General features: G+C 44.5%; 18 protein-coding genes. 16 read left to right on the forward strand and 2 right to left on the reverse strand.

From position 1 onward, the window contains the following. Positions 1–27 precede the first annotated feature (27 nt). The 12 genes from thrS to glnA all read left to right on the forward strand — a co-directional run bounded on the left by thrS (position 28) and on the right by glnA (position 14,484). Positions 28–1,968 carry a threonine--tRNA ligase gene (gene thrS / locus MHH86_RS08280; protein ID WP_036684469.1) on the forward strand — a complete coding sequence of 647 codons (1,941 nt, stop codon included), beginning with the start codon at positions 28–30 and terminating at the stop codon, positions 1,966–1,968. Between the two features lie 136 nt (positions 1,969–2,104). Next, positions 2,105–2,953 carry a 3D domain-containing protein gene (locus tag MHH86_RS08285; protein ID WP_235219506.1) on the forward strand — a complete coding sequence of 283 codons (849 nt, stop codon included), beginning with the start codon at positions 2,105–2,107 and terminating at the stop codon, positions 2,951–2,953. Between the two features lie 146 nt (positions 2,954–3,099). Then, the gene (locus MHH86_RS08290; RefSeq protein WP_156113077.1) at positions 3,100–3,243 is read left to right on the forward strand and encodes a hypothetical protein; all 144 of its coding nucleotides are present in this window, start codon (positions 3,100–3,102) and stop codon (positions 3,241–3,243) included. 239 nt (positions 3,244–3,482) lie between these two features. Next, positions 3,483–4,556, forward strand: a complete 1,074-nt coding sequence (liaF, locus tag MHH86_RS08295) for a cell wall-active antibiotics response protein LiaF (protein ID WP_036684468.1) — start codon at positions 3,483–3,485, stop codon at positions 4,554–4,556. Further along, positions 4,557–5,633 (forward strand): sensor histidine kinase, encoded by a 1,077-nt coding sequence (locus MHH86_RS08300; protein WP_036684466.1) that lies wholly within the window; start codon positions 4,557–4,559, stop codon positions 5,631–5,633. Between the two features lie 3 nt (positions 5,634–5,636). Beyond that, the gene (locus MHH86_RS08305) at positions 5,637–6,290 is read left to right on the forward strand and encodes a response regulator transcription factor (protein WP_036684464.1); all 654 of its coding nucleotides are present in this window, start codon (positions 5,637–5,639) and stop codon (positions 6,288–6,290) included. Between the two features lie 237 nt (positions 6,291–6,527). Then, the gene (locus MHH86_RS08310) at positions 6,528–8,204 is read left to right on the forward strand and encodes a trypsin-like peptidase domain-containing protein (protein ID WP_076141383.1); all 1,677 of its coding nucleotides are present in this window, start codon (positions 6,528–6,530) and stop codon (positions 8,202–8,204) included. 105 nt (positions 8,205–8,309) lie between these two features. After that, positions 8,310–8,999: a response regulator transcription factor gene (locus MHH86_RS08315; RefSeq protein ID WP_036684461.1), complete on the forward strand. Its 690-nt coding sequence runs from the start codon at positions 8,310–8,312 to the stop codon at positions 8,997–8,999. 1 nt (position 9,000) lies between these two features. Beyond that, on the forward strand, positions 9,001–10,449 hold the full coding sequence (locus tag MHH86_RS08320; protein WP_036684459.1) for a HAMP domain-containing sensor histidine kinase: 1,449 nt from the start codon (positions 9,001–9,003) through the stop codon (positions 10,447–10,449). Between the two features lie 59 nt (positions 10,450–10,508). Then, the gene (locus MHH86_RS08325; RefSeq protein WP_036684457.1) at positions 10,509–11,465 is read left to right on the forward strand and encodes a 4-hydroxy-3-methylbut-2-enyl diphosphate reductase; all 957 of its coding nucleotides are present in this window, start codon (positions 10,509–10,511) and stop codon (positions 11,463–11,465) included. 264 nt (positions 11,466–11,729) lie between these two features. After that, on the forward strand, positions 11,730–12,776 hold the full coding sequence (gene aroF, locus MHH86_RS08330) for a 3-deoxy-7-phosphoheptulonate synthase (RefSeq protein WP_036684456.1): 1,047 nt from the start codon (positions 11,730–11,732) through the stop codon (positions 12,774–12,776). A gap of 283 nt (positions 12,777–13,059) precedes the next feature. Further along, entirely contained in the window at positions 13,060–14,484 is a 1,425-nt protein-coding gene (glnA, locus tag MHH86_RS08335; RefSeq protein WP_036684454.1) for a type I glutamate--ammonia ligase, read from the forward strand. A 786-nt stretch (positions 14,485–15,270) separates the two neighbouring features. Here the strand turns inward: glnA and MHH86_RS08340 are convergent. Both MHH86_RS08340 and MHH86_RS08345 read right to left on the reverse strand, forming a co-directional pair. After that, positions 15,271–16,386 (reverse strand): IS110 family transposase, encoded by a 1,116-nt coding sequence (locus MHH86_RS08340; protein ID WP_036683961.1) that lies wholly within the window; start codon positions 16,384–16,386, stop codon positions 15,271–15,273. Positions 16,387–16,713: 327 nt separating this feature from the next. Further along, positions 16,714–17,748 (reverse strand): LacI family DNA-binding transcriptional regulator, encoded by a 1,035-nt coding sequence (locus tag MHH86_RS08345; protein ID WP_036684452.1) that lies wholly within the window; start codon positions 17,746–17,748, stop codon positions 16,714–16,716. 376 nt (positions 17,749–18,124) lie between these two features. On the opposite strand from MHH86_RS08345, the gene MHH86_RS08350 reads away from it, so the two are divergent. From MHH86_RS08350 to MHH86_RS08365, 4 genes are all read left to right on the forward strand, one after another. Next, the gene (locus tag MHH86_RS08350; protein ID WP_076316697.1) at positions 18,125–19,495 is read left to right on the forward strand and encodes an extracellular solute-binding protein; all 1,371 of its coding nucleotides are present in this window, start codon (positions 18,125–18,127) and stop codon (positions 19,493–19,495) included. A gap of 126 nt (positions 19,496–19,621) precedes the next feature. Continuing rightward, positions 19,622–20,515: a sugar ABC transporter permease gene (locus MHH86_RS08355; protein ID WP_036684449.1), complete on the forward strand. Its 894-nt coding sequence runs from the start codon at positions 19,622–19,624 to the stop codon at positions 20,513–20,515. Next, a complete protein-coding gene (locus MHH86_RS08360; protein ID WP_036684447.1) occupies positions 20,515–21,351 on the forward strand; it encodes a carbohydrate ABC transporter permease in 837 nt (278 codons plus the stop codon). The genes MHH86_RS08355 and MHH86_RS08360 overlap by 1 nt, the downstream gene beginning before the upstream one ends. A gap of 29 nt (positions 21,352–21,380) precedes the next feature. Continuing rightward, positions 21,381–24,119: a cellobiose phosphorylase gene (locus MHH86_RS08365; RefSeq protein ID WP_076316696.1), complete on the forward strand. Its 2,739-nt coding sequence runs from the start codon at positions 21,381–21,383 to the stop codon at positions 24,117–24,119. Positions 24,120–24,167: the final 48 nt, after the last annotated feature.

The raw sequence follows: 24,167 nt of genomic DNA on the forward strand, positions 1-24,167 counted from the left end.
CTTAATTATATGAAGGAGGAATTAGCAATGTCAGTAAGTATTAAGCTTCCGGACGGTTCTGTCCGTGAATACGCAGAGGGTAGCAGTATTGATGATGTAGCAGCTTCTATTAGCAGTGGCCTGCGCAAAAATGCAGCAGCGGGGAAAATGAACGGTATCGTTGTAGATTTATCTACTCCCCTTGAAGAGGGCGCACTGGTAGAGATCGTAACTTTGGATTCACCTGAAGGTCTGGAGGTTATGCGTCACAGTACAGCTCACTTGATGGCTCAAGCGGTTAGACGTTTGTTCGGAACAAAAGAAGTTAAGCTTGGTGTAGGTCCGGTCATTGAAGATGGCTTCTACTACGATATGGATCTGGAACATCCTCTAAATCCTGAAGATTTGCTCAAAATCGAAAAGGAAATGGACCGCATAATTTCGGAGAACCTGCCGATCGTGCGCAAAGAAGTTAGCCGCAAGGAAGCACTTGAAATTTTCGGTGAGCTAGGTGATCCTTACAAGCTGGAATTGATCGAGGCATTGCCTGAAGATAGCGTGATTTCTATCTATGAACAAGGTGAATTCTTCGATCTATGCCGCGGACCGCATGTGCCGTCGACTGCCAAGATCAAAGTCTTTAAATTGATGAATGTAGCTGGTGCTTACTGGCGTGGCGACAGCAAGAATAAGATGCTTCAACGCGTATACGGCACAGCTTGGATTAAAAAAGCTCAGCTTGATGAGCATCTTCGCCTGCTTGAAGAAGCGAAGAAACGCGACCACCGGAAGCTTGGTAAAGAGCTTGAAATCTTTACATTTAATCAATTGGTAGGACAAGGCTTGCCAATCTGGTTGCCTAAGGGTGCCAAATTGCGCAGTATTCTGGAGCGTTATATCGTAGATCTGGAAGCAAGTCTTGGCTATCAGCATGTATACACACCAGTTCTGGGTAATGTTGAACTGTACAAAACTTCAGGACACTGGGAGCACTATCAAGAGGATATGTTCCCTAAGATGACTATCGACAATGAAGAATTTGTTCTTCGTCCAATGAACTGCCCGCATCACATGATGATTTATAAGAGCTCGATGCACAGCTACCGTGATCTGCCGATCCGTATTGCTGAGCTTGGTATCCAGCACCGTTATGAAATGTCAGGCGCATTGACTGGATTACACCGTGTACGTTCGATGACTCTTAATGACTCCCATATTTTCTGCCGTCTGGACCAAATTAAAGGCGAGTTCATTCGTGTAATCGAATTGATTAAACAGGTATACAGTGACTTTGGTATTAATGACTACCGTTTCCGGTTGTCCTATCGTGATCCTAAGGATACAGAGAAATATTATGCGAATGACGAAATGTGGGAAACTGCACAGCGGATGTTGCGTGAGGTAGTAGAGGAAGCAGGACTGCCGTTCTACGAAGCAGAAGGCGAAGCTGCATTCTATGGTCCTAAACTTGATGTGCAAATTAAAACTGTATTAGGTAAAGAAGAGACTCTGTCTACTGTACAAATCGACTTCTTGCTGCCTGAACGTTTTGAACTGGAATATATCGGTGATGATGGTCAAAAACACCGTCCAGTCGTTCTGCACCGCGGAATCTTGGGTACTATGGAACGTTTCGTTGCCTTCCTGTTAGAGAACTTTGCGGGCTCGCTGCCGCTTTGGTTATCTCCACAGCAGGTTAAAGTAATTCCTGTATCGACAGCGTTCGACGATTATGCCAAGGAAGTTACAGACAAGCTGCGTCGCCGTGGTATCTCTGCTGAGGCAGATCTCCGCAATGAGAAGCTGGGTTATAAGATCCGCGAAGCTCAGCTTGAGAAACTGCCATACATGTTCGTAGTTGGCGAGAATGAGATGAACGCTCAGACGGTCTCCATCCGTAAACGCGGGGAAGGCGACATTGGAGCTAAGCCGCTTCAAGAAGTGATTGAGCTCTTGTCTCAGGAAATTGCTGATCGTGTGATTTCCTAATTTCTTGTAATTAACAACACCAAAATTACGTCTAAATAAGACCTCTGTTATATGCCCATGAGGATCAACTTCTGATCTTCATGTATAAAATTTTGTGAATCGGGAAACCTTCGCTAATAAGGGGGAGGTTTATCACATGAACAAAATGGGCATATTTCAGAGGTTTTGGTGTCTTTTTGTCACCATCGTTTTGCTATTGACCGCTGCTGGAATCATTCCAGAATCTAAGCAACAGGCAGTAGGGGCCATTGGGACAGGAGACACTTTACAGCACACGGGTATTAACAAAACGCTATCGAACGAGTTGCAATATACCAAAGCTAATTCTGTGTTTATGAGAACCACAGATGATAAGGTCGTTCTTGCGACTGGCCGCGCCACACTAATGTCAAACGAGGCGCATTCCGTCGCACCTGTATTACCTGCAACAACAAAAAATAAACCAGCAGCGACAAAGGCACCGCAGAGCACCAAAGCTCCAACCACTAAAACAAATGGTGGCAGCGGATCCTCAAAACAGTTACCAAATTCTATTCCTGTAGCCGCTCCTGCGGAAGACCAGATTATTACTTCAATGAAAGTAATGGCGACTGGCTATACTGCGGGTTATGAATCTACAGGTAAAACATCTAAGCATCCCGAATATGGAATCACCTATTCAGGTGTAAAAGTGCGCAGAGATAAGAATACAGTCTCAACCATTGCTGCTGACCCTAAGGTTTTGCCGCTGGGTAGTATTCTTTATATACCGGGCTATGGATACGCCATAGTTGCTGATACGGGCTCGGCTATTAAAGGGCGGAAGATTGATCTGTATTTTGCTACTACGAAACAGGTGTATAAGGAATGGGGCAAAAAATCGGTTGTAGTTCAACTCATTAAGCGTGGTAACGGGACTTGCACGGAAGTCATGCTGAAGAAGCTGAGCCAAGCGATTGAGACTTACAAAGCAGTGCCGCAATCCCTGCTCGAAGAATCCATTTAATGGGATTGAACTTATTTTCACTTGGTCATGCATAATAGTGACATCACCTTGCCATAATACGGACTGGGGCAAAGCAATTGCCTCTTCCGAGATGTTCTCTTAGTAAGCATATTCTATGCTGCATAAGAGAAAAGGAGGTGAATTCCGTGGCCAATAACAAGAAATCTAAAGTACAAGAAAATTACAAAACACCAAATGAAAAATACAATGCTGAGTTTGCTGTTGAGAATGACGGCGCTACTAAGCAAAGTGGAAATACTTCTAAACCAGCTCAGAAACCGCAACAATAATGCGCTAACTGAAGCAGAAGACTGCTGAAAAAAAGAGACTGTCCAAATCAGTTAATTACTGAGGGACAGTCTTTTTTCATATATAATGAAGTAAATAGAATTTTATCCCATTCATCTCAGTCTAGAGACTGAGGGGAAGTTCCTTCTCTCGCCGCTGTTTCTCAGCACTTCATTCCTGTAGACTAAGGCTATAAGATTGAAGAAGAGAGCGTTCCACTACTTTAAAGGGGAAATGAGTCATGAAAAGAAGGTTCACCAGCCAGGTTTTAGGCGGCCTGATCCTGATAGGGATTGGAGCTATGTTTCTACTGAGACAATTGGGTTACACTGATTTCAGCTTAGGTTACCTGATTTCGAATTATTGGCCGGTTATCTTGATCCTAATGGGAATGAAACGGCTTTTAGGTACAGGGGAGGAGCAATCAAAAGGTTCTTCACCTATCGGCGGCTTTTTCTTTCTGGCGATCGGAGTGTTTTTCCTTGGACGGAATTTAGATTGGTTTGATATTTCGGCCGGGGATTTTTTCAAAATGTTCATTCCAGTCATGTTGATTGGCGGCGGACTTTATGTGATTTTTAAACCACGCGGTTCAGTACCACCTGTGCCACCAGCTCCACCGTCACCACCAGATCACTTTCCTTCAGGAAAAAGCTCACTAGATGTGGAGCCGCCCAAACCGCTGGATTCCACACTTGATGAACAATTTGAGCAAAAATTCGGCAAGGCTTCTGGTCAACGCGACTGGAAGGACTATCTTCAAAAAGATGAAGAAGACGATGAGGACGAAACAGGATCTTATAAGTCCGGCGCTGAAGCACGTTGGCAAGAGAAGCAGGAACGACACGAGCGCAGACGTCAGGAACGTCATGAGCGTCATGCTCGTAGACATGGTGAATGGCATGAGGAATTCCATGAATCAAATAATCAAAAGGAATCGACCAATCGCTCTGCTTTTATCGGAGATGTCCACATGGGGCGCGAGCATTTCCAACTGAAGAACACGAATATCTCGCAGTTTATCGGCGATACCGTACTGGATCTGACGAATGCACAAATTGCTTATGGCGAAACGAGGATTAATATTTCCGCTTTTATAGGCGACATTAAAGTGTACATTCCGAATGATATGGATCTTGGCATCTCGGTGAACAGCAGTTCTTTTATCGGGGATATGGAAGTTCTGGATCAGTCTCGCAGTGGGTTTATGAGCAGTGTACAGTGCAAGACTCCTTATTATAAAGAAGCAGGCAAAAAAGTCCGTATAAATGTAAGTGCATTTATAGGTGACATTAAAGTTAAAACGGTGGGTTAGATGGGGACAATCTTCAGTAATACCAAATGGTTGCTGTTGTTTTACTTTTTGCTCACTGGAGCGGTAAGCGCTGGATTGATGTATGCAGGCACTTGCCTTGGTTATATCGAAGTGAAGGATTATCGGATGTGGCTGTACTTATGTCTCGGGATTGTGTTGTTCACTGTAGTTATCGGCTACATGGCAGGCCAGCGGATTCAGCGCCGGATTGATCATCTGGATCTGAATATGCTGCAGGTAGCCAAAGGAAATCTGTCCGTACGGATGCCAGAAAGTGACGATCAGTCTTTTGCCCGAGTGTATCACGAGTTTAATGTCATGATGGATACGGTTGAGAATAAGATGCAGCTTCTACAGCGATTGGGTGAACAAGAGGTTATTGAGAAGGAACAGGCAGCGGAGAGTGCGGTGTTGGAGGAAAGAAGGCGTATGGCCCGGGATCTGCATGATACGGTGAGCCAACAGCTTTTTGCCATCCATATGTCCGCTTCTTCGCTGCCTAAAGTTCTGAAGGTCAATGAAGCTCAAGGTCAAATGGTCATGGACCAGTTGATTACAATGTCTCAGATGGCACAAAAACAAATGAGAGCATTAATTGCACAACTGCGTCCAGTGGAGCTGGAAGGTCGAAATCTGTTCGAGGCGCTGGAAAAATGGTTTCCCGATTATTGTCGCCAGAATGGCTTAAAAGGAATGAAGGAGCTCGAACTTCAGGGCGAGTTATCGGAAGCGATCGAACATCAGCTGTTCCTAATTATTCAAGAGGCGATGGCGAATATTGTGAAGCATGCTGAAGCTAGACTGGTCAGCCTATCACTGCGTGAAGGATCAAGACAAGTTGTGCTGAGTATTAGTGATGACGGTCAAGGTTTTGAACATGTGCAGCAAAAACAAGGCTCCTACGGTCTCACCACCATGCGCGAACGCGCGGAGAAACTGGGTGGGCAAGTGGAGATTATTAGCCGCAAGGGTGCGGGAACGACGATCCGTGTACATATTCCTAAGTTTGTTCAAGGGAACCCAGAATTAGAGCAGAATAGATCGTTAGGAACAGATACACAGGACGAGGAGGAGTAGAGCATGAGTGTCATAAAAGTGTTGCTCGTAGATGATCATGATATGGTACGGATGGGCCTCAAAACTTATCTAATGCTGGAGCCTACATTCGAGGTCATCGGTGAGGCGGCGAATGGACAAGAGGCGCTGGAGATGCTGCGTGCTGGTGGACATGAAGGTCTGCCTGACCTCGTGCTGATGGATTTGATGATGCCTGTGATGAATGGTGCCGAGACCACAAGAGCAGTGCTGGCTGAATTTCCTGGCCTCAAAATCGTGATCCTCACCAGCTTTCTGGAGGATGATCTTGTTGTAGATGCTATAGAGGCTGGTGCTGTCAGCTACGTGCTCAAAACAGTGTCGGCAGAAGAGTTAATCTACGCACTACAAGGGGCTTACCGCGGCATGCCCGTCATGACGGGTGATGTGTCACAGGCGCTGACCCGTGGTATACGCCAGCGCACCGTGCAAGGTGATTCCTCCGGTTTAACAGAGCGTGAGAAGGAAGTCCTGCTGCTTATAGCTGAGGGCAAGACCAATAAGGATATCGGTGAGGAGCTACATATCAGCATCAAGACAGTGAAGACGCATGTCAGCAATCTGTTGATGAAATGCGAGCTTGATGACCGTACCCAGTTGGCTATTTACGCTCATCGAAAGGGCTGGGCTCAGGGGTAGGACTTGTAGACTAAGGTGCATTACTATTTGAAATGGTTTTAGAAGCTCGGGCCGCGACCTTTTTCGCGCCCGAGCTTCTTTTTTCTGCTTCCCTGTATAATCTCCTCCCATTTGCCTATATCTTTTATCTGCGCTTAAATTGTTTTTAATGTGACCTTAAGGTTTAAAGTACAAAATAAGAACATGAAAACAAATTAATCCTTGTCACGGCGACAGGAAGCAGGAGGAAAGATAAACATGGACGATAACAAAAACAACTTCAATCGCGACAATGGACCAGCACCAGATCGGGAATGGGACAATAATAACAATAGCAGCAATAATAATACTTCATCTGAAACAGGATCATCATCCTACTACTATTCTTACGGACCTTTTAAATCTTTGAACAAAGATGAGAATAACGCTGACGGAGGCGCGCAGCACTACAATCGGATGGAGCCAGAACGGGTCGAGGTTACACCTCCACAGCCTGTAAAGCCCTTACCATATAACACATCACTTCGTACCACTGGCTATGATGGCAATGGTGGTGGCCGCGGAGGAAATGGCGGTGGCGGTTCTGAAGGTGGCGGCGGCTGGCAATATAATAAAAAACCAAAAAGCTCGTTAAAAACAGTGCTGGTATCATTCCTAGCCGGTATGGTCGTTCTCTCGGGCTCAATGTATATGGCAGACAGAGGTAACTGGTTTACGGGAGATACAGCTACAACGGTTGCTACTAGCTCCGGAACGAATGGAACGGCGAAGACAACGGGCGAGAGTGCAGGTGTTGCGCCTTCTACTTCTACTACATCCTTGGTGACTGGATCTCGTGATGTGACAGGTGTTGTTGATGCAGTGGGACCAGCAGTCGTTAAGATTGAGACATTAGTGAAAACTAATTCGCGTAATGGAAGCTCATCCAGCCCGAATCTGAGTGATCCCTTCTCACAATTTTTCTTCGGGGATCAATACAGTGGAAATGGTTCTTCACAAAATGAACAGGATTCCAAATCAGGATCGGATTCTTCATCACAGCTTATCCCTTATGGAATTGGAACAGGCTTCATTTATGAGAAATCCGGCTATATTTTGACCAACCAGCACGTAATTGACAATGCTGATGTAATCCAAGTAACCGTCGATGGCGTAACCAAGCCTTATGAAGCGAAGCTGCTAGGTTCTAGCAAAGATCTGGATTTGGCTGTGCTTAAAATTGAAGGAGATAGTGATTTCCCTACCGTAGCACTTGGAGATTCGGATAGCATAAAGGTAGGTTCAGAAGTGGTTGCTATCGGTAACCCACAAGGCTTCGACCATACTGTAACTTCCGGTGTTCTTAGTGCAAAAGGACGCAGTATTGATATTAACGAAGAAGATGGCAGTGGAACACGTAATTACAAAAATCTGCTGCAAACCGACGCTTCTATCAACCCGGGTAACTCAGGGGGTCCGTTGCTTAACATGAACGGACAGGTAATCGGGATGAACGTAGCCGTCAGCACGGATTCTCAAGGTATTGGTTTCGCAATCGCTGTGAATACGATTAAAGAAGTCGTAGATAAACTGGAAGCCAACCAAGCCATTCCGAAAGAGCCGGTACCTTTCATTGGTGCAACTCTTATGACGATTACAGATGAGGTTGCTAAGCAAATGGGTACGGATATTAAAGAAGGTTCTGTGGTTGCAGATATTATCTATAAATCCCCAGCGTATACCGCTGACCTGCGCCCTTACGATATCATTACCGGTGCGAATGGAACGAAGTATGCAACCAACCAAGATCTGATTACCTTCATTCAAACGTTAAAAGTTGGAGACAAAGTAACATTAAATGTTGTGCGCGATGGTAAAACCATGGATCTTTCAGTTACCATCGGTAACAAAAATGATTTTGATACAACGACTACACAACAAAGTCAGCAGCAATAATACCGGACGGTAAGTCACACGGAAGGGGCGACCCTTCCGTTTTTGTCTAATTGTGATGTAAACTGCTACAATATATAAAAAGAACTGAACAATGGGGGCTGCTTGATGCGACCGAATATTCTAATTATTGATGATGACGAAAAGATTATTTCTATGCTGCGTAGAGGTTTAGCTTTTGAAGGTTACGATGTGAAAACAGCGGTGAATGGAGCGGATGGATTACGGGCAATCTTGAGCAGTGATCCGGATGTGGTAATTTTGGATGTAATGATGCCTCAGGTGGATGGCTTTGAAGTATGTCGCCGCTTGCGGGAAGGGGGCAGTAATGTTCCTGTTCTCATGCTTACCGCGAAGGATGAAATTGAGCACCGTGTGAAAGGGCTTGATCTGGGCGCGGACGATTATCTGGTTAAACCTTTTGCCTTGGAAGAACTGCTTGCACGTGTACGTGCGCTGCTTCGGCGTAAGAGTGAGCAAAGTGAAGGTGGGGAGCAAGCGGTTTCTTATGAAGATATTACGCTGGATGTGGATTCACGTGAGGTTACCCGTGCCGGTAAAAGACTGGAGTTAACAGCGAAGGAGTTTGAGCTGCTTCATCTTTTTATGCAAAATCCGAAACGTGTGCTTTCACGGGATCTGATCATGGATAAAATATGGGGTTATGATTATAGCGGTGAATCTAATGTGCTTGAGGTATACATAGCTATGCTACGTCAAAAGACGGAGGAGCATGGCGGTAAACGCCTCATTCAAACGATCCGGGGTGCCGGTTACATTCTAAGAGGTGACAACTAACATGTCTATAAGATTGCGGCTGACTGCTTGGTATTCAGGGATTTTGGCCGTTATGCTGCTGGCCTTATCAGCCGCAATTTACGGTTTTGTTTATTTTAATACTTATGGGGACTTGAAGAATCGCCTCCAGGTGCAAGCTGAGCAGACCATTCCATTTTTCAGTATCAATTTATACAGCGGTGAACTAATGATGGATGGGGTCAGAACTCCTGAGAATTCTAATACGTATACACAGATCTATGTTTATGATACTAAGGTTATGCAGCGAACGACAAACATGAGAAATGGTAATCTTGCATTTGATTATCCCGAGCGGGATAAAATTGTACAGGGATTTCGTAATGTTGTAATTGAAGGCAATCAATTTCTGATTTATGAACGGCCAATTCTATTGGAAAATTATAAAAATAATCCTGCTGCTGTGTTACAAGTGGCTACCTATGTAGGTGAACAGAATAAGCTCTTGGAGCGTTTAAAAACTATCCTGCTCGTAGGTTCTTTTGCTACCCTGATCGCGGCATTTACCTTCGGCTTGTTCCTAGCGCGCAAATCCATGAGTCCAATCGGCAAAGTAATTGAAGCTGCGAATGGGATTCAGACGGGGAATGATTTAAGCTCGCGTATTGAATACGATGGGCCGCCAGACGAGATAGGAAGACTTATTGAGACCGTTAACAGTATGCTTGGGCGTATGGAAGGATTCTACACAGAGCTGGAGGATTCGTATGCGGCTCAGCGCCGTTTCGTTTCAGATGCTTCACACGAGCTTCGGACACCGCTCACTACGATTCGCGGAAATATTGATCTGCTGCAAAAGGTTTGGGAGATGGAACCCGGAGAAGGGAAGATGAGTGAAGCTGAGATTCGCCAGCTATCGCTTGAATCGGTGCAGGATATCGCAGACGAGTCTAAGCGTATGAGCCGCTTGGTAGCGGATATGCTCTCGCTCGCGCGTGCGGATACTGGACGTACTTTTGATATAGAGCCCGTGGCACTGGAACCGATGATGAATGAGATTGCGCGCCGCGCCTCTTTCCTGCCGCGTCAAGCCGAGTGGGTTACAGGTGATATGTCAGTCTTAAACGGCAAATATATAGTTGGGAATAAAGATTATCTACAGCAAATGCTCTTTATTTTTATTGATAATGCCTTTAAGTACACGCCTTCTGGCATCGTGAGTTTGGATACCCTTTTCTATCAGAATCAGGTTGGTATTCGGATCACTGATACAGGTATTGGTATGGATAAAGATGAGGTTCCATATATCTTCGATCGTTTCTATCGTGCGGATGAATCGCGTGGAATTACGGAAGGGATTGGGCTTGGTCTATCCATTGCTAAGTGGATTATTGACGAGCATGGTGGGTCTGTGGAGGTTGTTACACGCCAAGGTGAGGGTACTACTTTTGTCATCTGGTTGCCGCTTCTCTTTGCTCCGCCGCTGGAATAGGGTATAATTTAGAAGTGTCCTATTACAGAGGTCAATGAAAGCAGAAAGCTGGTGAACTCATGGAAGTCATTAAAATCTCTCCCCGGGGATATTGTTACGGAGTTGTCGATGCAATGGTTATGGCACGGCAGGCTGCGCAAAATCTCGATCTTCCCCGGCCGATTTATATACTGGGTATGATTGTTCATAACAGTCATGTCACGAATTCGTTCGAAGATGATGGCATTATTACTTTGGACGGACATAATCGTCTGGATATTCTGGATAAAGTGGATAGTGGGACTGTTATATTCACTGCACACGGGGTTTCTCCTGAGGTGCGCAAGATGGCAAGGGACAAGGGTCTGACTACGGTCGACGCCACCTGTCCTGATGTCACGAAGACCCACGATCTTATTCAGGAAAAAGTAGATGATGGTTATGAGGTCATTTATATCGGCAAAAAAGGCCATCCGGAACCAGAGGGTGCTGTGGGTATTGCCCCTGAGCATGTGCATCTGATTGAAAAAGAAGATGAGATTGCTACGTTATCCATCCCTTCTTCACGTATCGTCATTACGAATCAGACTACTATGAGCCAGTGGGATATTAAACATATCATGAAAAAGCTTCTGGAGACCTTCCCAGGTGCTGAAGTGCATAATGAGATATGTATGGCTACCCAGGTACGTCAAGAGGCTGTAGCGGAACAAGCAGGGCAATGTGATCTGGTGATTGTTGTCGGTGATCCGCGAAGCAACAACTCTAATCGTCTGGCACAGGTGTCGGAAGAAATCGCTGGGGTTCCTGCCCATCGTATTTCTGATGTGTCTGAACTCCAAACAGAATGGTTAGAGGGTGTGAATATCGTCGGGGTCACTTCTGGCGCATCCACACCTACACCTATCACCAAAGAAGTGATTAACTACTTAGATCAGTATGATTCGGCTAATCCGGAGACGTGGGAGATTAAACGTACTGTGAATATGGCGAAGCTGCTGCCACCGGTTAAGAATAAGAGTGCAAGTACTACTTAATGTAATGGGCTAGGCTCGAACTTATATATTATGAACGCTGCAACAAGAGCGCTTAACTTCGTCAGTCGAGGTTAAGTGCTCTTTTTTATCGAAAGAACGCTTCCAGCATAGGAATCTAGAATATAGATTGACTATAATCGCTTTTTGAGGTAGAATTGCTTTAGTGATTAAAAGCATAAAAGCTTAAAAGCGAACACGCGTCGTAGCGCGATAGTATCTAGCGGAATTATTATAAATTTTAAGTGTAGAGAGGGAGTTATAAATATGATCGTCATTACATCAAATCAAACACCGGAAGAGCAGGTTAAAGATATAATTGCCGTAATCGAAAAAGAAGGTTTGCAGGTGCATCTCTCCAGAGGAGCAGATCACACGGTGATAGGTTTAGTGGGAGGCGTCACTCCTAAGCTCGCCGAGCATTTGCGGCAAATGAAGGGTGTAGAGAACGTCGTGAAGATCTCCAAATCCTACAAGCTGGCCAGCCGGGATTTCCATCCTGAGGATACGATTATTGATATCAAGGGTGTGAAGATTGGTGGAGAAAACCTGGTGATCATGGGCGGACCTTGCGCCGTTGAGTCTCCAGAGCAGATTGATGAGATCGCCCGGCTTGTTAAAGCGTCTGGTGCTCAGGTACTTCGTGGAGGCGCGTTTAAGCCCCGCACAGGACCGTACAGCTTCCAAGGCGTAGGTGTGGAAGGTTTGACTATGATGGCTGAAGCAGGAAAGCGTCATGGCCTGTTGACGATTACAGAGGTTATGACACCGGAGTATGTTGATATCTGTGCGGAGCATGCGGATATTCTGCAGGTGGGTACACGGAATATGCAGAACTTTGATTTGCTGCGCAAGCTGGGTACCTGTGGCAGACCTGTTCTTCTAAAACGTGGCTTCAGTGCGACCTATGATGAGTTGCTCAATGCAGCGGAGTACATTTTGGCAGGCGGTAATAAGGATGTAATGCTCTGTGAGCGCGGTATTCGCACATTTGAGACCTACACTCGTAACACACTGGATCTATCGGCTATTCCAGTTCTACAAAGCTTAAGCCATCTTCCAGTAATCTCTGACCCAAGTCACGGAACCGGTCGTCGTGAGTTAGTTGAGCCTATGGCCAAAGCTTCTGTTGCTGCTGGTGCAAACGGGCTAATTATCGAAATGCACACAGATCCGGACAATTCCATGACAGGTGATGGTGTTCAATCGTTATTCCCTGATCAGTTTGATAACCTGCTTAAAGATCTGGAAAAGCTGGCTCCAATTGTTGGACGTAAGTTTTCTACTTCGCCAGAAACGGTTTCGGCGCTATAAAATTCAATCTAAGAGCTTCCTCGGAAGCCCTCTTAACCCGCGACCTAGTGGGAAAAGAGGGTTTTTTTGGAGTTGAATAAAATAAATGTGACATGAAAATATGCGAAAATAACAGATTTCACGAAAGCGTTAGAATATCTTACATTGCTGAAAGAAATACCTGACATAAGCATTGACGATGTTAGGTATGAGATTTATAATTACGACAGCAAAAAAAATTAAAACAAGAACATTTGCATACTGTGAGCGGCCTAATGTTCGGAACTTGGGGGAGGAAAAATTCATGTCGGTTGAAAAAGTGTTGCAAACAATTAAAGAGAACAATATCGAGTGGGTAGATTTTCGATTCGTAGATTTAGGTGGTCGTGCCCACCACATCTCTCTGCCAGCTTCTGAAGTGGAAGATGAAACTTTTGTAAATGGGGTAGCATTCGACGGTTCTTCCATCAAAGGTTTCCGTGGTATTGAAGAATCAGACATGGTTATGATGCCTGATCCGAATAGTGTGTTCATAGATCCGTTTACAGCTCATCCAACGCTGAACGTGATGTGCGACATTTTCACTCCTGATGGCGAACGTTATGAGCGCGATCCTCGCGGTATTGCTGTGAAAGCAGAAGAATTCCTGCAAAAAAGCGGAGTAGGTACATCTGCATTCTTCGCACCTGAATCAGAATTCTTTATCTTTGACGATGTTCGTTACGAAAGTGGCATGAACAGATCCTCATTCTTCGTAGATTCTGAAGAAGCGGCTTGGAATACGGGTCGTAAAGAAGAGGGCGGCAACTTGGCATTTAAAGTTGGCGTTAAAGGTGGATATGTTCCTGTAGCACCAGTTGACTCCCAACAGGATATCCGTAGTGAGATGTGCCGTCTGCTTGCTGAAGTTGGACTACGCATTGAACGTCATCACCATGAAGTAGCCACTGCAGGTCAAGCGGAAATTAACTTCCGTTTTGATACCTTGAAGAAAACTGCTGATAATCTCATGACTTATAAATATATTGTACAAAACACTGCACGTCAGTATGGCAAGGTAGCGACCTTCATGCCAAAACCGCTGTTCGGAGATAACGGTAGCGGAATGCACGTGCATCAATCCATCTTTGACGGAGACACTCCTTTGTTCTACGAAAAAGGCGCTTATGCTAACTTGAGCGAAATGGCTCTTCATTATATCGGTGGTATTTTGTACCATGCACCAGCATTGATCGCTTTGACTAACCCAAGCACCAACTCCTTTAAACGTCTGGTTCCTGGCTATGAAGCACCGGTTAACTTGGTTTACTCCAAAGGAAATCGTTCTGCAGCAGTTCGTATCCCAGTAGCAGCTGTGACACCAAAAGGCTGTCGTATCGAATTCCGCACACCGGATTCCACAGCTAACCCTTACTTGGCATTCTCCGCAATGCTGATGGCAGGTCTGGACGGAATTAAGAACAAGATTAACCCGCAAGAACTGGGTTATGGTCCTCTGGATAAGAACATCTATGAATTGTCTGATGCAGATAAAGAAAAAATCCGCAGCGTTCCAGGCAGCCTGAGCGAAGCGCTTGATTCTTTGGAAGCTGATTACGAGTTCCTAACAGAAGGCGACGTATTTACTAAGGACTTCATCGATAACTATATTGCTCTGAAACGTTCTGAAGCACAAGAGGTTGCGATTCGTGTTCATCCACATGAATACGCCCTGTACTTCGACCTATAAGATTCCTGCTATTATAATCTTTATAATAAAAGAAGCTGTCTCAAAAGTAGAGAATTCTACTTGGGGCAGCTTCTTTTTTTGTGAATCAGGAAAAGTAATGGATTTTACTGTGCCCTATGACTATATGCTACGCGTAGTGTTCTAAGCTATGAGTAGTGTTCCATGCTATGAGTAGTGATCTATGTTATGAGTAGTGTTCCATGCTATGAGTAGTGTTCCATGCTATTGGGGTGGTTGGCGGGTGACTGCTATGTGTGATTTCCGTTCGGCTTGCAGTATATGATTTGTGGTATCTGTGACGCTGGACTATGTACGGTGAGCGATATGCGTTCTGTGTTTATGTGATGTACAAAGTGGATTTAAACTAATTAGGGAAAAACTCCCTAAAAATAGCCGATATTTGCTCTAAATGAACGAAATCAGGGAATTCCTCCCTAATAATCAGGGTGATTTCTTTATTAGTTACTGAATAGGCCAAAATTCAGGGAAGTTTTCCCTGCTATGAACGAATTAGTCAATTCCCCTGTTTTCCCCTTTAAACTAGAGGGTTTTCAATCCCTTGGGCACAGAGACAAAATGCGAGTCGTCGGCTGGCAATCTGCTATCCGTGGGTTGGTTACCACATATTATGCCTACGTCGAAGGAGCTTCCGTAAACTAATTTCGCACGTTAGATCAGGGATCCTGTGCACAGGGAATTCACGGATTCTCCTCGAACCTTTCTCTTTGTCTCCATGCCCCAAGGATTCAAATCTTTTGGGTATGTTTTTATTTTTTTTCGTTTCACCTACGCCATTTTTCGTTCTGCCTCTACCGCAATCGACCAGATAAATCCAATTAACTCACGACCCACTGCTGCCATGGTTAAATTTCGGTGTTTCCCGCGTCTGACTAATTTTAAATACTTGCTGTGTAACCGTTCTTGGGCTTTCCACGACGTTTCATGGACATGAATACTCTGGCCCTCAAGACGCACTGCTAAATCTCCCTTGACGGCAGGGCGGTGACGGTAACTCCATGCGGACTCCACCAGTGCGCGCCGCACTCCGGAATTTCCGACTTTTGTAAGACTCCCTCTTTTGGTACTTGCTCCCGAGGAATATTCCCGTGGCACGAGTCCCAGGTAACTCATGAGCTGAGCCGGTGAACGAAAACGTTCGAAATTTCCAATCTCGACAACTAAAGTCATAGCTGTCAGCAGGGCGATTCCCCTCAGGCCTTGCAACGCTTGAATGACAGGTGCGTAAGGGCAGATCTGTGCTTCTTCTCGCATTGCGGCTTCAAGTCGCTTGATTCGCTCCTCCACTTCCCGGAGCTGTTGCAGGGATTCGGTAAATACCCGTTCTTGAGCTACATTATTAAACTTCAGCATAGAGAGCCATTCCCGGTACCTTTTGGTCCAGCGTTTTTTCATACCCTCTGGCTTGTGAATTTGGTGGCGCAATAGAAAATGAATGAGCCGTTGCCGAGCCCGATGTAGGTCTTGCCTAGCATCTTCTCGTGCACGAATGAGATCTCGTAAAGCTTCGAGTTCTGGCGTTGGCACATAGATCGCAGTCAATTCTCCAGCCCGGTGTAACTGAGCCAGTTTTTCTGCATCCCGTCGGTCGGTTTTTATGGCATCTCCGGGACGCTGTGGCATACGCGAAGGTGCAATTACCACACAGGAAATTCCCATCTTCGTCAACCAGCGGTATAAGTCGTACCCCGTAGGCCCGGCTTCATAGCAGACCTCCAGTGTAATCCCTGAACCTTTGAGTTTCCGAATCATTCGAGCCACTGCATCTGGGGTATGGGGGATGGCTCCATAATATCGTGCGGGTTCCCGACCCTCATCTGCAATCGCCACCGCAATTTTTTCTTTAGACACATCCAAACCGACGTATTTTATGGTATTCTTCATAGTAACAGCTCCTTTCGCATGTAGCTCTGTAATGGTTGTCCTTTTAACTTCCATTTTAACCTACGGTGTGCGAAACAGGGGCTGCCTTTCGTTCATCATAACTAATTATAAGTCCGATGAACAGAAATCTCTGATTTTTAGGGAGAAATTCCCCAATTATTCTATAAGTGCTTCACTTATTGCATCATCCGGAGCAACACTAGGTGCGCCCATAGAATCCATTTGGACATTAAGTAGTGTTAAGAACATAAAAGAGGCTGTCACCAAGCCATAAAATGGCTGCTTGGGACAGCCCCTTTTTGCTATTCGTGTATTCTCCGAGAAAGGCTACACTAGCCCCCGTTCAGGAGCGCCGCAGGACTCTCTAATGATAAGCTCTGGTTCTACGCTGAAAGAACTCGTACCTGATTGGTTGTTTATTAGATCATACAGCATTAGTGCTGCTAGGCGACCGATCTTATCTTTATTTTGGCGGATGGTAGTCAATAGGGGTGTTGTATAATTGCAGGCCTCAATATCATCACAGCCAATAATTGCAACAGTTTCAGGAACAGCGATAGAAGCCTCTTTAAGGGCACGCATCGCTCCTATAGCAAGCTGATCGGACGCTGCGAAGATCGCTCTAGGTAAATTTCCATTCTCAATCATTCTACGCATCGTCTCATACCCACTAGCCTCAAAGAAGTTACTTCCGTTTAAGAACCAACTCTCGTTAATAGGCAGCCCCAAATCTTCAAGAGCTTTGCGATAACCACTTTCGCGCATATTGGAGATGTCTGAATCTGAGGAGCTGCCAATGTAGCCAAGCTCACGATAGCCCAGTAAATAAAAGTGTTCTACCACTTTGGAGGACATTTTGAAATTATCCGACATGATAAAGCCAGAGTTGTCACCCGTTAGTTTTAAATCTACGCCGATACATGGAATAGCACTGTTGTCTAATTCGCTGATAGAGGTTTCTAGCTCCTGTCCGGATAGAAGCACACACCCATCTACATTAAAATGCTGACAACGGGCAAGATAATCGTTAGTATCGCCACTTTGGAATTTTTCATTGGAAAAAAAGATAAGGTCGTAACCTAGTAGTCCCATTTGTTTTTTAAATGAATTTAGCACCTCGATGAAAAAAGGGTGGGTAAAGTCGACATTCAGCATTCCGGCAAAAATCACTCCGATTAGATTGGATGATTTCGTAGCCAATGTTTTAGCTGAATTGGAGGGGGTATATCCAGTTTCTTTTATAATTTGTTGAACCCTTGTCTTGGTATCTTCCGAAATATCACTGTAGTTATTAATGATTTTGGATACTGTCGAAACAGAAACTCCAGCAATTTTCGCTATATCTTTGATGCTGTAGGCCAAATTAAGTCCCCCTTATAGTGAAAAATGTTCCGTAATATATGTTTAAAATCTACTCAAGGCTATTTTTTTATGACTTGAATTTATGATTTACGAAATAGTTTCGTTACTTATTTTATAGTTCAATAAGATTATAGTCAATGGAATGTTTACTCTTGAACTAGGATTATGCTTGATATTAAAGGTTTTTTTGAATGATTGGTTCAAAAAACGTTCAAAAATGAACAATGAAAAAAGACTTTACAAAGACAAATAACGATGTAATAATGAAAACACCGAAACCGCTTTCTGTGATATCATCCTTACTGTTTCGTGATTTTCAGAAATTAGCATGTGGTTTCGTTAAAGGGTCATAACAAATTATCTGGGGGGTAACAAAATGGTAAAGAAGCTTTCTGCGGTATTGTTGAGCTCAGCGCTAGTGCTCTCATTAGCAGCATGTGGAAGCGGCAATAACAACGCGAATGGTGAGGCTACTCCGGGCAGCGGAACAAACAAGCCTGCATCTGGTGATAAGAAAGTGATTAAGATCTTACACTGGAAACAAGAGAATATTAATAAGGTCATTACAGAAATTAATAAAAAGTTTGAAGAAAAATATCCGGAATACAAAGTAGAGTACACAACCACTGGTCCGGATGATGAATTCAAACAAGCACAAAGAGCAAGAATTACAGCTGGTGACGTAGATGTACTTGCCGATCTATCCGGTATGAGATTGTCTCCGAAAGATTGGACACCAGGTGCGAAAGTGCCAGACTGGCAACAATGGATTGATTCCGGGCTGATTGCTGATCTGAGCGGCGAAGCTTTCGTTAAAAACTACAATGCGAATGATATTGCAAAAGCCGGCACTTATAAAGATAAAGTGTATGCAATCCCAACCGGTAAAGTAGCGATGTCAGGATTCTTCTATAATAAAGAAATTTTTGAACAAAACGGGCTGACTGTACCTACAACTTGGACAGAGTTCATTAGTGTTCTAGATACATTGAAAGCTAAGAGTATTGCTCCAATCGTAGTGGCTGGTAAGGATGTATGGCCATTGAAATTGCCAGTGTTCGGTTTGCAAGCCAAGATTCTGGGTGGCGGCAACCAACAACAATGGATTGAAGGGGTTTGGAAGGGAACTTCGGCGTTTAACGATGCTGAGGCTGTAGAAGTATTGGAGAAAATGAAGACGCTTCAAGATAACTACATCATCGACGGTTTCTTGGGTATCGACTATGCAACAGCACCTTCGTTTTTCGCAACAGGAAAAGCAGCTATGATTGCTGACGGAACTTGGGATGCTCCTACGATCGCGGCAGCAAATCCAGATGTGAAATTTGGTTACTTCCCAATCCCAGCTACAGAAGATGCTGCTAAGAATAATTCTCTTGTCGGTAAATACGATGTAACTTGGTATGCAGCAGAAAAAGGCCCGAACAAAGAAGGCGCTTTGAAATGGCTGGAATTCTTCTCTGAACCAGAAAACTACACAGAATATGTTAAAGCAGCTGGATTCTTGCCTACACAAGACAATATTGCCACTGAAAGTGACTTTATTGACAAAGAACTTGCTCCATACATGACTGGAGATTTCGAACTTGCTTATGAAATTATGATGATTAACCGTGATAACGTTGGTGAGCACATTGCAGCTGAAGGCGTTCACACTGAATATTTGGCACCAGGTGGCGAGTTTAAAACCGCTAAAGAGCTTGCAGATGTACAACAAAAAGAATGGGAAGCAGCAGCACCTAAATAAGTAGCTATCCCGATAAATAAAAAGAATCTACAACATACTGTACACCAAACATGTTTTACAACTTCGGGGTCTGTTTTGTGCAGGCCCCGATCATTTTATTGAATTAGGATTGGGTAGGTGAGAGAAATGTATCCGTTCGGGAAAGGTATTAAACGATATATACCGCTTCTGCTGCTAATGATTCCATTATCATTGTATGTAATTTTCTATTTTGGCCCATCTATGATGACGGTTATCTATTCATTTACAGATATCACTAACGTTCCTGGAAGCAAGATGAGTTTTGTAGGCCTTGACAATTATTATGATGTATTTTACTCAGGAAATTCAGGCGAGCGTTGGGATTCCATTATACGTACTATTTATTTCATGGTCATTGTAACCATTGTACAGAACGGTGTCGGTCTGCTTATGGCCGTAGTTATCAATCAGAAGCTGAAAGGCGATTATTTCTATCGCGCGGTATTCTTTTTACCGGTTGTGCTTGGTGTAGCGGTAGTTGCACTGGTATGGGGCATGATGTTCGATCCGCTGAGTGGTCCGGTTAACCAACTGTATGATTCTTTGTTCGGTTATAAAGATATGTTCTTTGGAAGCTTCACTCATGCGTTCGGTTATATTATATTTACGCAAATTTGGATGTATATGGGTTATTCGATGTTGATTTTCCTTGCGGGACTACAATCCGTACCGAAAGATTTGTATGAGGCTGGATATATAGACGGAACTACGAAGTGGCAATCTTTTAAAAATATCACATTCCCACTTATCGCTCCATCCTTTACGATTAACATTATTTTGTCTATTATCGGTGCGATGTCCACCTTTGATATTATTCTCGCAACTACGGACGGTCGCTTTAACACAAGAACGATGGCATATGACGTTTATAAAGAGACGTTCCGTGGTTCTCTACAGATGGGACTTCCTTCCGCGCTTTCCGTGGTTCAATTCCTTATGATTCTGGTGTTTGTAGTATTTGCAGTGAAACAAATGCGTAAGAGAGAGGTGGAATATTAATGAAGGATTCCAAAACCGCCAAAACTCTCTCTTATATTCTGATTGCAGTGTTGCTTGTTTTATATATCATGCCGTTGTTATTTGTAATCAATATTTCATTCAAGTCCTTTACAGAATATCTGTTAGATCCTATCGGTCTCGTAAAAAGTATTCAATGGGATAATTATAAAGAAGCTTGGCTACAGGGTAATTTCTCTAATTATTTCTTAAACAGTCTGCTGTATACAGCTGTGGCAACAGTGCTGACCCTAATTGTTTCGTTATTCGGGGCCTTCCCGGTGGCGAGAAATTATGTGAAGTGGAGCGGATTTATTTATTTGTTCTTCTTGATGTCTCAGTTCCTGCCGAATCCAATGGTCGCACAGTTCAAGCTGATGCTTACCATGAAACAGGAGCTAGGATTTGTAGGTTATGACACGAAGCTGGGTTACATTCTCCTTAAAACAGGCGGAACGGGTATCGTGTTCATGATGTTTGTAGGTTACATCAAAGGAATTAGCCGGGAGATGGATGAAGCAGCAGGTATGGATGGCGCTGGATATATGCGTTATTTGTTCCAGATCATCATGCCACTTATGAAACCAGTAATTGCTACAGGTGTTATTCTAACAGCAATTAGTATCTGGAATGACTTCGTGGGGCCGGTCATGTATTTACCGAGTCCAGAAAACTATCCAATCACCTTCGGGCTTAAAGAATTCCGCGGTCAATACGGGAACAACTGGCCTATGTTGGCGTGCGGGATCATGATCGTATCTGCACCGCTTATCATCCTATACACCTTCATTCAAAAGTATATCGTTGACGGTGCATTGGCAGGTGCGGTTAAAGCTTAAGTAGTTGTGTAAATGAGAGGATGGAGAGAATGGATCGTAATAAAATTCATGGCTTCGAATTCACCGGAAATGATGGGGAATTCAGGCTTCAGCAACCGGATCGCAGCAGTTTTCTATATTTCCCTCTAGTGAATGAAGGGGGAATGATGTCGACGGTAACTCCAAAACTTCATGGTCAGGTTACCACAGGTCATAATACATTTTTGACACCGCCATTATCTGTTGAAGATTTGCATAATTCGCGGGCTTCCCGTAACTTCTGGGTATACGTAGAAGGCAAGGGAGCTTGGTCGGCAGTGGGGAACTCCGCTAAGCAAAATGCCGATTTCTATACATCGTCTACTGATGAAGCAGTACTAGAGGCTGGTTTCCTGTGGCAACGCGTAACGCGTTGTAACGCAGAGATGGGTGTTAAAGCTGAAATCACCAGCTTTGTGCCAAGCGGTAATGATAAGGTCGAACTAATGAAGGTTACGTTGACGAATACAATAGCAGAGGTTATTACGCTGACACCGACAGCGGTAGTTCCGATCTACGCGCGTTCGGCAGATGATCTGCGCGATCATAGACATGTAACCTCTTTGCTTAACCGGATCTATACTTCACCTTATGGTGTTGAGGTTCAGCCTGCGCTCTCCTTTGATGAGCGGGGACACCGCATCAATCACACTTCTTATGGAGTATTTGGTGCAGAGGGTGACGGCAATCAACCTGCTGGTTTCTTTCCAGTGCAGGAGGAGTTCATTGGAGAAGGTGGAAGTCTGGATTGGCCAGAAGCTGTTATCCTGAACAACACGCCGGAGATTGGCAAGGGTGGAGGTGTACAAAGAGAGGGATATGAGGCTATCGGGGGTCTTCGTTACGAGACGCTTAATCTGTCTCCTGGTGACAGCCATTCTTATATAGTAGTTATGGCGATCCATAATGAGAGAATTGACGTGGATGCCTTGATGAACAAATATGGTACATCTGAAGCTTTTGATCATTTGCTTGAGGAAACTAAAGCCTTCTGGGCAGATAAAGTGAATATGGTAGAATTTCATACCGGTGATTCAGATGCTGACCAATGGATGAAATGGGTTACGATTCAACCCGTGCTGAGAAGACTTTATGGTAACTCCTTCTTGCCTTATCATGATTATGGAAGAGGCGGACGTGGCTGGCGGGATCTTTGGCAGGATTGTCTAGCACTCCTTATTATGGAACCGGCTGAAGTACGCAGCTTACTGCTGAACAACTACGCCGGGGTAAGAATAGATGGTAGTAATGCCACTATTATCGGTCAACAGCCTGGTGAATTTATTGCCGACCGTAACAACATCCCGCGGGTGTGGATGGATCATGGAGCTTGGCCGTTCTTAACGACTATGTTATATCTGGATCAGAGTGGTGATCTTGATTTCTTATTGCAGGAACAGACGTATTTCCGCGATACCTTTATGAGTCGCTGTAAGGAACGCGATAATTCATGGGATACCTCGCTGGGAAGTGATCTCAGAACTACTTCTGGTGAGGTTTATAAAGGTACGATTCTGGAGCATATCCTGCTGCAAAATCTGGTTCCGTTCTTTAATGTTGGAGAGCACAATAATATCCTGCTGGAGGGCGCAGACTGGAATGATGGTCTTGATATGGGCGCAGACCGGGGTGAGAGTGTAGCTTTCACAGCATTCTACGCAAGTAACTTATTGGATATTTCTCGTGTGCTACGTACGCTAAAGACTTCTAAAGGGCAAGAGACAGTTGAATTGGCAGAAGAAATGAAACTATTGCTAGATTCGCTTGGTGAGCAAGTGGATTATGAATCTGTATCAGGCAAGCATGAAAGACTTAATCAATATTATGCTGCCGCTCCGAACAAAGTCAGCGGTATTCGTGTAGGACTCGACATAGAGACAGTAGCGGACGATCTGGAACAAAAAGCAGAGTGGATCTTTAATCACTTGCGCCGCAATGAGTGGGTGGAAAGTGAACACGGTGGAGGCTGGTTTAACGGTTATTATAATAATGATGGGGAACAAGTGGAAGGGGAATTCGCAGAAGGCGTTCGAATGACGCTTACGGGTCAAGTATTCCCGCTGATGGGCCATGCAGCTGCACCAGAGCAAATTCCGCATATCATTGCCGCCGTGGATCGTACTCTACTGGATGACAAAATTGGGTACAGACTTAATTCCCGTTTCGGAGGGATCCAGCAGAATCTGGGTCGTGCCTTTGGCTTTGCCTTTGGACATAAAGAGAACGGTGCTATGTTCAGTCACATGACCATCATGTATGGCAATGCATTGTATAAACGCGGATATGTGAAAGAAGGACATAAAGTATTAGAATCTCTGTATAGCTTAAGTACTGACTTTGCAAAAGCCCGCATATACCCAGGAATTCCTGAGTATATTAACGAGCAAGGCAGAGGGATGTATACGTATTTAACAGGATCAGCAAGCTGGCTGCTGTTAACTATGGTTACTGAAGTATTTGGTGTAAAAGGTAAGCTAGGTGATCTTTTGTTGCAACCGAAGCTTGTTAAAGAGCAGTTTGATTCCGAGGGAAAAGCCTCTATTAAGACAATCTTCGCGGATCGCGAGTTTGAAGTGGTCTATAAAGCCACAGGAAGCTTAAACTACGGGGAGTACCAAATACACTCTGTTACCCTGAATGGCAGCGAGGTGACGCTGCAGCGCGGCTCAGGAAGTGCGATTATTCCGCGTGAAGAGTTGCTCTCTCTGCAGACAGAGAAATGCCACTTGATTGAAGTGACATTGGCGTAGCTTTATACGATATTTTAAGACGTCTGCACCGTTATTCATAGCGGCTGC

Source organism: Paenibacillus sp. FSL F4-0097, assembly GCF_038593125.1.
Lineage (GTDB): Bacteria > Bacillota > Bacilli > Paenibacillales > Paenibacillaceae > Paenibacillus_AQ > Paenibacillus_AQ odorifer.

Excerpts from the sequence above, each read along its gene's own strand:
- thrS (WP_036684469.1), top strand. The coding sequence starts at position 28 with ATGTCAGTAAGTATTAAGCTTCCGGACGGTTCTGTCCGTGAATACGCA.
- MHH86_RS08285 (WP_235219506.1), top strand. The coding sequence starts at position 2,105 with ATGAACAAAATGGGCATATTTCAGAGGTTTTGGTGTCTTTTTGTCACC.
- liaF (WP_036684468.1), top strand. The coding sequence starts at position 3,483 with ATGAAAAGAAGGTTCACCAGCCAGGTTTTAGGCGGCCTGATCCTGATA.
- MHH86_RS08300 (WP_036684466.1), top strand. The coding sequence starts at position 4,557 with ATGGGGACAATCTTCAGTAATACCAAATGGTTGCTGTTGTTTTACTTT.
- MHH86_RS08305 (WP_036684464.1), top strand. The coding sequence starts at position 5,637 with ATGAGTGTCATAAAAGTGTTGCTCGTAGATGATCATGATATGGTACGG.
- MHH86_RS08310 (WP_076141383.1), top strand. The coding sequence starts at position 6,528 with ATGGACGATAACAAAAACAACTTCAATCGCGACAATGGACCAGCACCA.
- MHH86_RS08315 (WP_036684461.1), top strand. The coding sequence starts at position 8,310 with ATGCGACCGAATATTCTAATTATTGATGATGACGAAAAGATTATTTCT.
- MHH86_RS08320 (WP_036684459.1), top strand. The coding sequence starts at position 9,001 with ATGTCTATAAGATTGCGGCTGACTGCTTGGTATTCAGGGATTTTGGCC.
- MHH86_RS08325 (WP_036684457.1), top strand. The coding sequence starts at position 10,509 with ATGGAAGTCATTAAAATCTCTCCCCGGGGATATTGTTACGGAGTTGTC.
- aroF (WP_036684456.1), top strand. The coding sequence starts at position 11,730 with ATGATCGTCATTACATCAAATCAAACACCGGAAGAGCAGGTTAAAGAT.
- glnA (WP_036684454.1), top strand. The coding sequence starts at position 13,060 with ATGTCGGTTGAAAAAGTGTTGCAAACAATTAAAGAGAACAATATCGAG.
- MHH86_RS08340 (WP_036683961.1), bottom strand. The coding sequence starts at position 16,386 with ATGAAGAATACCATAAAATACGTCGGTTTGGATGTGTCTAAAGAAAAA.
- MHH86_RS08350 (WP_076316697.1), top strand. The coding sequence starts at position 18,125 with ATGGTAAAGAAGCTTTCTGCGGTATTGTTGAGCTCAGCGCTAGTGCTC.
- MHH86_RS08355 (WP_036684449.1), top strand. The coding sequence starts at position 19,622 with ATGTATCCGTTCGGGAAAGGTATTAAACGATATATACCGCTTCTGCTG.
- MHH86_RS08360 (WP_036684447.1), top strand. The coding sequence starts at position 20,515 with ATGAAGGATTCCAAAACCGCCAAAACTCTCTCTTATATTCTGATTGCA.
- MHH86_RS08365 (WP_076316696.1), top strand. The coding sequence starts at position 21,381 with ATGGATCGTAATAAAATTCATGGCTTCGAATTCACCGGAAATGATGGG.